Source organism: Melaminivora alkalimesophila (genome assembly GCF_000282995.1).
GTDB classification, from domain to species: Bacteria; Pseudomonadota; Gammaproteobacteria; order Burkholderiales; family Burkholderiaceae_C; genus Melaminivora; species Melaminivora alkalimesophila.
This window is the reverse complement of record NZ_ALEE01000768.1, coordinates 1-8,056: the sequence shown is the minus strand read 5'-3', so window position 1 is coordinate 8,056 and position 8,056 is coordinate 1. Positions and strand designations below refer to the sequence as shown.

General features: G+C 72.3%; 8 protein-coding genes. 4 read left to right on the top strand and 4 right to left on the bottom strand.

The window, feature by feature from the left end:
- The coding region (locus A612_RS17440) for a hypothetical protein (RefSeq protein ID WP_019375230.1) at window positions 1-1,365 on the top strand (1,365 nt) is incomplete at its 5' end.
- A gap of 51 nt (window positions 1,366-1,416) precedes the next feature.
- Here the strand turns inward: A612_RS17440 and A612_RS14830 are convergent.
- The 3 genes from A612_RS14830 to A612_RS14820 are packed head-to-tail and all read right to left on the bottom strand — an operon-like array spanning window position 1,417 to window position 4,806.
- On the bottom strand, window positions 1,417-2,289 hold the full coding sequence (locus A612_RS14830; protein WP_019375229.1) for a MinD/ParA family protein: 873 nt from the start codon (window positions 2,287-2,289) through the stop codon (window positions 1,417-1,419).
- A gap of 10 nt (window positions 2,290-2,299) precedes the next feature.
- Window positions 2,300-3,073 carry a GGDEF domain-containing protein gene (locus tag A612_RS14825; RefSeq protein ID WP_019375228.1) on the bottom strand — a complete coding sequence of 258 codons (774 nt, stop codon included), beginning with the start codon at window positions 3,071-3,073 and terminating at the stop codon, window positions 2,300-2,302.
- Window positions 3,074-3,102: 29 nt separating this feature from the next.
- Window positions 3,103-4,806 carry a SulP family inorganic anion transporter gene (locus A612_RS14820; protein ID WP_019375227.1) on the bottom strand — a complete coding sequence of 568 codons (1,704 nt, stop codon included), beginning with the start codon at window positions 4,804-4,806 and terminating at the stop codon, window positions 3,103-3,105.
- A 138-nt stretch (window positions 4,807-4,944) separates the two neighbouring features.
- On the opposite strand from A612_RS14820, the gene A612_RS14815 reads away from it, so the two are divergent.
- From A612_RS14815 to A612_RS14805, 3 genes are all read left to right on the top strand, one after another.
- Entirely contained in the window at window positions 4,945-5,481 is a 537-nt protein-coding gene (locus tag A612_RS14815) for a BON domain-containing protein (protein ID WP_019375226.1), read from the top strand.
- Window positions 5,482-5,526: 45 nt separating this feature from the next.
- Entirely contained in the window at window positions 5,527-6,765 is a 1,239-nt protein-coding gene (locus tag A612_RS14810; RefSeq protein ID WP_019375225.1) for a PLP-dependent transferase, read from the top strand.
- Window positions 6,766-6,868: 103 nt separating this feature from the next.
- Window positions 6,869-7,675, top strand: coding sequence for a DUF2189 domain-containing protein (locus tag A612_RS14805; protein WP_019375224.1), 807 nt, complete (start codon window positions 6,869-6,871; stop codon window positions 7,673-7,675).
- A 21-nt stretch (window positions 7,676-7,696) separates the two neighbouring features.
- Here the strand turns inward: A612_RS14805 and A612_RS14800 are convergent.
- A partial coding sequence (locus A612_RS14800) for a GDSL-type esterase/lipase family protein (protein WP_019375223.1) occupies window positions 7,697-8,056 on the bottom strand: 360 nt, incomplete at its 5' end.

Sequence of the window (8,056 nt, the reverse complement as noted above, 5' to 3'; positions counted from 1 at the left end):
GCTTACGCCTGGCGCGCCAGCCAGTGGGCCGCGCGCTTGAGCACGGCGCTGCTGCTGGGGGCGGCCTGGCTGGCGGGGTGGGCCCACGCCGGGCTGGAAGGGCGCGATCTGCTCCCCGCCACCGAACCGCAAGTGCTGGACACGGCGCTGGCGGCCATCGCCGGTGCGCCCTCCGGGTTGGTCCGCTGGGGCCTGGACGCCCTGCTGGCCGTCCAGGTGGGCAGTGGCGTGGCGGTGGCGCTGCCCGAATCGTCCGCGCTGCGCTGGATCCTGCTGGCGCTGACCGGGCCCATCGGCCTGTTGTGGTGCCTGGGCTGGGCGCTACAGGGTGCATCGGCCGAGCGCGCCCTGCTGGGGGCGCTGCCGGGCAGGCGCGCGGCAGCGGGCGCACGTGCGGCGGTGGCAGCCCTGGTCGCGGTGCTGGTCTGCCTGATCGCGCTGCAGGGAGCTGCGGCACTCGACGGGTGGGCGCGCCAGCGTGGCAGTCCCCTGGCCCTGCAGCGCCTGCCCGACTGCGAGCGCATCGGCGAGCATTACTACGCCGTCGGCACCCTGGATGCGGTGCGCGCGCTGGCCCTGGAGGCCTTGGGTGGCTCCCGCGCGGCCGCGCCGCTGTGCAGCAGCCTGCAACCGGTGCGCGAGGCGACCGATGCGGCGCTGGAACGCTACCTGGACTGGTACTTCAGCCTGGGGGCCGAGTGGGGGCGTATCTTTCACGTCATTGCCGGCAAGCCGGAGCAATTCCTGCAAGAGCGGCTGGCCCAAACGCTGGCCGAGGCGCCCGGCCTGGCGGCGTGGACGCAGGAGGTGCAACAGCAGGCGGCACGCCGCCAGGAGGCGCTCGCCCAGGGGCAGCGGCGCGTCGAGGAGGTGCTGGCGCGCCACCACCTGCGCATCGATGCCCGGCGCTGTCTGGTGAAGGTGGCGGTGCCGCGCTTGCCTGAGCTCGATTTGCTGGGCGATGCGCGCGGGCGCCTCGCCGCCAGCGCCGTCTCGGGCGTGGGCGTGGGGGCCTTCGTCGGGGTCGTGGCCGGCAAGGCGGTCGCCAAGACCTCCATGCAGGCCGCAGCCAAGGTGCTGGCCAAGGCGGCAGCCAAGCAGGCAGCCGGCAAGATGGGCGGCATGGGCATGGGCGCGCTGGCCGGGGCCGGGCTGGGCTCTGCCGTTCCCGGGCTGGGTACCGCGGTGGGTGCGGCCGTGGGGGCCGTGGCCGGGTTCGCCTCCGGCATGGCGATCGACTGGGCCTTGCTGCGCGCCGAGGAGGCGCTCACGCGCGAGGCGATGCGCGCCGAGCTGCGCGCCACGCTGGCGGCGGAGCTCGACGCCGTGGCGACGGCGCTGGATTGCCCGTCGGCTGTCCCTTGAGCGCTGCGGCTCCTGCGCTGCGCCGGATTGCGGCTGCGGTCCGCGGCGTGTTCAGGAACCTGCGGGCTGCAGCAGGGTCGAGTCGACCTTTGCGGCGAGCTGGGCGATGGCCAGCGCCGCCTGGGAGCCCGGCATGTGCTGCATCAGCAGCTGGCGGCGCATGACGGCATCGCGCACGCTCGGGTCGGCAGGAATGTCGCCCATGTGGATCAGGCGCATCGGCTCGCCCGTGTCGGTGGTGACGAAGCGGTTCAGCACCTGCTGCAGCTGGCCCGTGATGGCGCGGCCGTCGCCCGGGCGCGCCGCCTGGTTGACCACCAGCCGCACGTGCTGGCGCTTTTGCTGCTTGGCGAGCACCTTGATGGCTGCGTAGGCATCGGTGAGCGAGGTAGGCTCGGGCGTCGCGACCACCAGCACCTCGGAGGCGAGCGAGACGGAGTAGAGCACCACGTCGGAGATCCCCGCCCCGGTGTCGAGCAGCACCACATCGTAGCGCGGCGCGAGCGTGCGCAGCACGTTCAGGAATTCGCTGCGCACCGAAGGCGTGAGGCGCGAATACTCCACCATCCCGGAGCCGGCGAGGACCACGGAAAAACCGCCCGGCGCCTGGATCACGGCCTCCTCGAGCGGCGCCCGGCCGGTGAAGACATCGTGCAGCGTGATCTTCGGGTGCAGGTTCAGCACCACGTCCAGATTCGCCAGCCCGAGGTCGGAGTCGAGCACCAGCACCCGGTGGCCGCGCCGCGTCAGGGCGGCCGCCAGGTTGGCAGAAACGAAGGTCTTGCCCACGCCGCCCTTGCCGCTGGTGACGGCGATGATGCGCCCGCCGATGGCGGGGGCGATGGCATGCGGCTGCGGCCCGCCGCCCGGCTGGGGGGCGGTGGCGTCGGAAGCGGCGGGAGTGGAAGACAGCGCGTCGTTCATCTTGGGACCATCAGTAGGCGCTGTGGGCAGGCGGTGGTGGGGGCAGGGGCAGGTCGTTCCAGCCCGAAGGGGTGTAGGGCGTGCCGAAGAGCATGCTCTTTTCCTCGGCGCTCACAGTGCTGTCGGGCTGCTCCTCGATGTGGACGCAGTTGCGGCCCGCCGCCTTGGCGCGGTAGAGCTCGGCGTCGGCGCGCTCCACCCACAGCTGGGCCGTGCTGCGGATCCACTGCAGGGCAAAGGCGCCGCCGATGCTGATCGTCACGCGCAGCGTCAGCCCGGGCGAGATGTGCACCGGCGTGGCTTCGATGGCGCGGCGCACCCGCTCGGCCACCACGCGCCCGAAGGCCACCTGGCAGGCGGGCAGCACAATGGCGAATTCCTCACCGCCCCAGCGCGCCACCGTGTCCATCGGGCGCAGGCAGCCGTGCAGCGTGGCCGCGATCGACTGCAGCACCTGGTCGCCCACGCCGTGCCCATGGCTGTCGTTGATCTTCTTGAAATGGTCGATGTCCAGCAGCAGCAGCAGCGCGGCCTCGCCGGAGCGCGCCACCCGATCGATCTCGCTGTCGAGCACCGCCTGCATGTGGCGCCGGTTGGGCAATCCGGTGAGTGCGTCGCGCAGCGACAGCTCGCACAGGCCATCGATGAGCGCCTGCAGGTATTCGGTCGGCGTCTTGCCCTCCAGCGTGTGCGAGCCGCCGGAAGTCTGCGCCACGAGGGCATGGGCCGTCGTCAATTGCAGGTCGCGCAGGCGGACCGTCGAAAAGGGCGGGGTATTGGACACGAGCCGAGACAGCAGGGGGGTCCAGTGTATCAGCGCCGCTCCGCGGTCGGCGCTGGGGCGGCCCCACCGCGCGCTGCCTGGAGCGCGGCGATGGCCTCGCCGTCGGTGCGGTAGATGTGCAGCAGCGGGCTGTCGGGCAGGGCGCCGGCGCGCTCCAGCGTGCGCTGCACCGGCAGCTTCAGGCCGGCCACATGCAGGCCGCCCCCGCGCCCGCTCATGAGCGCGAACAGCCGTGCGAAGGCTTCCACGCCAGTGACGTCGATGCGATTGACCGGCAGGGCGAACAGGCACAGCGCATCGAGCTCCGGGCGCGCCGCCAGCTCGTCGGCCACGCGCCGCTCCAGCGCCGCGGCCGAGGCGAAATCCAGCTCGGCATCCATGCGCAGCGCCAGCACCCCCGGCGCCAGCGGCGGCAGTTGCCACAGGTGGCGGTCGCGCAGGCTGCCGTCCGGGTGCAGCCCGACCTCGATGATGCGCGGGTGCAGGCGCTGGCAGAGGAAATGCGACAGGTTCAGCACCAGCCCGACCAGCACGCCCCAGTACAGGCGCGGCGCGCTCAGCAGCGTGAGCGTGAAGGTCGCCAGCCCGATCACCGTCTCCACCCGCGAGACGGGCCACAGGCGCAGCATGCCCATGGGGCGGATCAGGTTGGTGATGGCCGTGACCACCACCGCCGCGAGCACCGCCTGCGGCACGTGGTAGAGCGCCGGCGTGAGCCACAGCAGCGTCGCCAGCACCAGCAGCAGCGCGAACAGCGTCGCCCAGCCGCTCTTGGCGCCGGCGTAGAGGTTGATGGCCGAGCGCGAGAAGGACGCGCTGGTGGCGAAGCTGCCGCACAGGCCGGAGCTGATCTTGGCCATGCCGTGCGCGATCAGGTCCTGGTTCTCGTTCCAGCGCGTGCCGCCGCGGCCGTGCTCGACCTTGGCGCTGGAGGCCGTCTCCAGAAAGCTCACCAGCGTCACGACGAGCGCCGGGAGCACCAGCTCCTGCACCTGACCCCAAGCCAGCCAGCCCGGCAGGTACAGCGAGGGCAGACCGGCCGGCACCGGCCCCACCACGGCGCCGCCGGCGTCCGCCAGGCCGAGCGCCCAGCTCAGCAGGGCCGCCGCGCCGATCACCACGATCGCCGCGGGAAAGCCGGGTCGCCAGCGCCGCGCCAGCACCAGCAGCACCAGGCTGCCCAGCCCGAAGGCCATGGCGCGCAGGTCGAAATGGTGCAGCGAGGGATCGTTGAGCACCGCGTGCCACGTGGTGCGCAGCCCCAGCAGCGCGGGCAGCTGCGAGGCCAGGATCAGCAGCGCCGCCGCCTGCGTGAAGCTGCCCAGCACCGGCGAAGTGACCAGGTTGAGCAGCCAGCCGAAGCGCACCACGCCCAGGCTCAGCTGCAGCAGGCCGGAGAAGATGGCCATCCAGACGGCAAGCTGCACCCAGTGGGCACTGCCCGGCTCCGCCAGGCCGGTCAGCGAGGCGCCGATCAGCAGGCTGGTGAGGGCCGTCGGGCCGACCCCCAGGCGCGTCGACGAGCTCCAAAGCACGGCCACCAGCGCCGGCACCAGCGAAGCGTAAATTCCCGTGACCAGCGGCATGCCCGCCAGGTGCGCGTACGCCACGCCTTGCGGCACCAACATCAGTCCCACCGTCATCCCGGCCCAGAACTCGCCGCGCAGCAGCTCGGGGGTCGGGCGCGGCCAGGCGAGGAAGGGCAGCCAGCGCTGCAGGAGGATCCGGGGCATGGGCCGCATTGTCCCGCCCCCGCGGCCTGCACGCAGGCGCTTCCGCCGTTGTCCTACCGGCGTTTCGGCAGTCTCCCACCGGCGCAGGCGCCGCCAGCTCCTACATTGCCCGGCATGCCCACCACCAGGAGAAGAACCATGCAAGAACCATCTTCCACCCCCGCACACGCCCCGGCCCGGCGCATCGCCACCGCCCTCGTGGCCGCCACTGCGCTGGCCTTCGGCCTGGCGGCCTGCGACCGCAACGACGAGCGGACCGCCGGGCAACGCCTGGACTCGGCCGTCGACCGGACCGAGCAGGCGGCGCAGGAGGCCAAGCTGAAGATGGAACAGGCAGCCGCCGAGGCGCGCGCCAGCACGGCCCAGGCCACCGAGGAGGCCAAGTCCAAGGCGCAGGAACTCGGCCAGGAAGCGAGCGCCACCACCAGCGAGGTCACGGCCAACGCCAAGGCGGCCGTGGAGGACGCCGGCATCACCGCCCGCGTCAAGGCGGGGCTTGCCAAGGACGAGGACCTGAGCGCCATTCGCATCGAGGTCGATACGGACCGCGGCGTGGTCACCCTGAGCGGCCCTGTCAAGTCCGAGGCCGCGCGGGAACGCGCCGCGCAGATCGCACGCGACGTGGACGGCGTGACCAGCGTGGTCAACAACCTGGCGGTCAACCCGGGCGCCTGAGCGGACGGGCGCGCCGGCGCGCCCAGGCGGCGCTACCATGGGCGGATGAGCCAGAACCCCGTCCCTCCTGCCGACATCGCCACCCGCCTGGTGCACCACGACTATGTGGCGCCGGGCGGGTTTTCCGCGCCCCAGCCGGCGGTGCACAAGGCATCGACCGTGCTGTTTCCCGACGTGGCGGCGCTGCGCGCGCGCAACTGGAAGGACCGGGGCGGCTACACCTACGGCCTGCACGGCACGCCCACCACCTTCACGCTGGAGGAGCGCCTGGCCACCCTGGAGGGCGCGCGCCACTGCCTGCTGGCGCCCAGCGGACTGGCGGCAATCTCGACCGTGGCGCTGTCGCTGCTGCGCCAGGGCGACGAGGTGCTGCTGCCCGACAACGCCTACGGCCCGAACCTGGCGCTGGTGCAGGAAGAGCTGGCCCACTGGGGCATCAGCCACCAGCGGTTCGATCCGCTCGATGTGGAAGACCTGCGCTCCAGGCTGGGCGAGCGCACCCGGCTGGTGTGGCTGGAGGCCGCCGGCTCCGTGACCATGGAATTTCCCGACCTGGTGAGCCAGGTGCGGGCCTGCCGGGAGCGCGGCGTGCTGTGCGCGCTGGACAACACCTGGGGCGCCGGCCTGGCCTTTGCGCCCTTCGACCTGCTGGGCGATGGCTCGCTGGGCGTGGACCTCTCGGTGCATGCGCTGACCAAGTACCCGAGCGGCGGCGGCGATGTGCTGATGGGCAGCATCACGACGCGCGACGAGGCGCTGCACCTGCGCCTGAAGGGCACGCACATGCGCCTCGGCGTGGGCGTCGGGGCGAACGATGTGGAAGCCGTGCTGCGCTCCCTGCCGAGCATGGCGCTGCGCTACCGCGCCCACGACCGGACTGCGCGCGAACTGGCCCGCTGGCTGGCCGCACAACCGGCCGTCGCGCAGGTGCTGCACCCGGCGCTGCCGGATTCGCCCGGACATGCGCACTGGAAGGCGCTGTGCGGCGCGGCGGCAGGCGGCGAGGGCGCGGCCGCAGGGCTGTTCTCCGTGGTCTTCGATGCGCGCCACGGGCGCGAACGGGTGGACGCGTTCTGCAATCGCCTGCAGCTCTTCGGCATCGGCTACAGCTGGGGGGGGCCGATGAGCCTGGTGGTGCCCTACGACCTGTCCGGCATGCGCGCGGGTGCCACCTCCCACCTGGCGGGCAGGACCGTGGTGCGCTTGTGCATCGGACTGGAGGACGTGGAGGACCTGCGCGCCGACCTGCAACAGGCGCTGGAGCACGCCTTCGGTGCCTCCTGAGGGTGCACGCACCGGGCATTGGTGAATACCTGGATGCCCCTTCCCTGCGCACGGGATAAGGTGGTGGCGTCGTTGACTGCTGCCGCGCATGCGGCCTCGCGCCATGCTGGACTCGACCGCCTCCCCGACCACCGCGCCGGCCCCCGCGCTGGTGCTGCGCCCGCTGCGCTGGCAGCAACCCTTCCAGTGGCTGGGCCGGGGCGCGAGCGACCTGTTGCACGCACCCGGCGTCGCGCTGTTCTATGGCCTGTGCTTCTGGGGCATGGCGCTGCTGCTCGGCTGGGTGTTCCGCGCCCAACCGGAATACACCATGTCGCTTGCCAGCGGCTGCCTGCTGGTCGGACCGTTCCTGGCGATGGGCCTGTACGAGACCAGCCGCCGGCGCGAGGCCGGGCTGGCGCCCAGCCTGGGCGAGTCGCTCACCTGCTGGGACCGCCACATGGGCAGCATGGCGATGCTGGTGCTGGCGCTGATCGTGCTGGAGCTGCTCTGGGGCCGGGCATCGCTGGTGGTCTTCGCAGTGTTCTTCAACACCGGCATGCCCTCGACCACGGGCGTGGTGCAGGCGGTGTTCCACCCTGAGAACTGGCAGTTCGTCGTTGCCTACGCGGCGGTGGGCGGCATCTTCGCGGCGCTGGTGTTTTGCTTCACGGTGGTGGCGATCCCGATGATCCTGGACCGTGACACCGACGCGCTCACGGCGGCCATCACCAGCATGCGCGTGGTGCTGGAAAACCTGGGCGTGATGCTGCTGTGGGGCGTGTTGATCACGCTGCTGGTGGCCGTGTCCCTGTGGCCGTGGGGGGCGGGGCTGGTGCTGGCCGGCCCGCTTCTCGGCCACGCCACCTGGCACGCCTACCGGGCGGCGCTGGAGCCGCCGGCGCCCACCGCCGAGCCGGCGGCCGGCTGACCCGCGGCAGCGAGCGCCCCTTCAGCGCAGCAGCTTCTCCAGCGCCGGCCAGACGTTGTCGAGCATCCGCGGCTGCGCCTCGGCCGTCGGGTGGATGCGGTCGGCCTGGAACAGGCGCGTCGGATCCGGCCCATCGGCCACGCCCGCGAGCAGGAAGGGCACGAACGCCACCTTGTGCTGCGTGGCCACGGACTGGAACAGCTCGGCAAAGCGCCGCGCATGCTCGCCGCCGAAGTTGGGCGGCACCTGCATGCCGACCAGCAGCACCTGGGCGCCAGCGCTTCGAGCAATCTGCACCATCTTCGAGAGATTCTTCTCGGTGCTGGCGAGCGGCAGGCCGCGCAGCGCGTCGTTGCCCCCGAGTTCCAGCACCACGTGCGT

Coding starts and splice junctions, on each gene's coding strand:
- A612_RS14830 (WP_019375229.1), bottom strand. CDS start 2,289: ATGAACGACGCGCTGTCTTCCACTCCCGCCGCTTCCGACGCCACCGCC.
- A612_RS14820 (WP_019375227.1), bottom strand. CDS start 4,806: ATGCCCCGGATCCTCCTGCAGCGCTGGCTGCCCTTCCTCGCCTGGCCG.
- A612_RS14815 (WP_019375226.1), top strand. CDS start 4,945: ATGCAAGAACCATCTTCCACCCCCGCACACGCCCCGGCCCGGCGCATC.
- A612_RS14810 (WP_019375225.1), top strand. CDS start 5,527: ATGAGCCAGAACCCCGTCCCTCCTGCCGACATCGCCACCCGCCTGGTG.
- A612_RS14805 (WP_019375224.1), top strand. CDS start 6,869: ATGCTGGACTCGACCGCCTCCCCGACCACCGCGCCGGCCCCCGCGCTG.